Raw genomic sequence first — 1,336 nt, 5'->3', positions numbered from 1 at the left:
AGGTTATATTGTTCCAGGTCTCGGAGATGCGGGTGACCGCATGTTTGGAACAAAATAAAAAATGAAATCCCCAAAAGGGGGTTTCATTCAGGCTGTCGAGAAAATCTCGACAGCCTTTATTTTTCCTTAAAATATCCATTCTTCTGTAATAAAATAAAAGAAAGACTTAAAAGGACGGTGTCTTTCTCATGTTCCACACAAGAAACTCTTCTCAAAACACAGCCGAATTTGTTCTGCTTGACCAACTCGTTGAAGAGGATCACCTGCTTCGGAAAATTGATAAACACATAGACTTCTCTTTCATCATTGAAAAGGTGAAACCTTACTACAGTGAAAACAAAGGCCGCCCCTCACTTGATCCGCTTATTTTATTTAAAATGATGTTTATCGGATACCTCTATGGTATCCGTTCAGAAAGACAGCTTGAAAAAGAAATTTACTACAATATGGCGTACAGATGGTTTCTCGGATTGAACATAAACGACCCGGTTCCACACCACTCCACCATCAGCTGGAACAGACGCACACGCTTTAAAGATACAACCATCTTCCAAGACATTTTTGATGAGATCGTTCTTCAGGCCATCAATCATGACATGGTGGGCGGACGAGTCCTATTCACCGACTCCACACACCTTAAAGCCAATGCCAACAAGCATAAATACACAAGAAAAACAATTGCGCAGGATACCCAAAACTATATCAAGGATTTAAATGAAGCCATTCAAGAGGATCGGGAGGAACACGGAAAAAAACCATTAACAGCCAAAGAGGAGGTGAAAGCTGAAAAAGAGATCCGCCACAGTACAACCGATCCGGAAAGTGGCTATCTGTATCGTGAAAACAAACCAGAAGGTTTTTTCTATTTAGATCACCGCACAACAGATATGAAATACAACATTATCACCGATGCCTACGTCACACCTGGAAATGTCCATGATTCTGTGCCTTATCTTGACCGATTAGACCACCAAATCGCACGATTTGGTTTTCAAGTAGAAGCCGTCGCCCTTGATTCCGGATATTTAACGACTCCGATCTGTAAAGGATTATCTGACCGCCAAATCTTTGGTGTCATCGCACATAGACGTTATCACCCTATCCGAGGCTTGTTTCCAAAATGGAAATTTCATTATGACAGTGAACAAGACAGATACATTTGTCCAAATCACCAAACACTTACATACTCAACAACTGACCGAAAAGGCTACCGGTCATACAAATCAAATCCTGAAATATGTTCCTCATGCCCACTGCTTGAAAACTGTACAAAATCAAAGAATCGGCAGAAAGTGATTACTCGACATGTATGGGAAGAACATAAAGAAAAGGTCAG

The 1,336-nt window shown here is 40.9% G+C and carries 1 protein-coding gene; it reads left to right on the top strand.

Going from position 1 to position 1,336, the window contains the following annotated elements:
• Positions 1-188 precede the first annotated feature (188 nt).
• Positions 189-1,336 (top strand): IS1182 family transposase (locus ACFQ88_RS39690; protein ID WP_379463447.1); only part of this gene is annotated, 1,148 nt, incomplete at its 3' end.

Source organism: Paenibacillus sp. NPDC056579, from assembly GCF_042793215.1.
In the GTDB taxonomy this organism is placed as follows: Bacteria; Bacillota; Bacilli; order Paenibacillales; family NBRC-103111; genus Paenibacillus_S.
The sequence above is the reverse complement of the archived record's forward strand: the minus strand, read 5'-3'. Positions and strand labels throughout refer to the sequence as shown.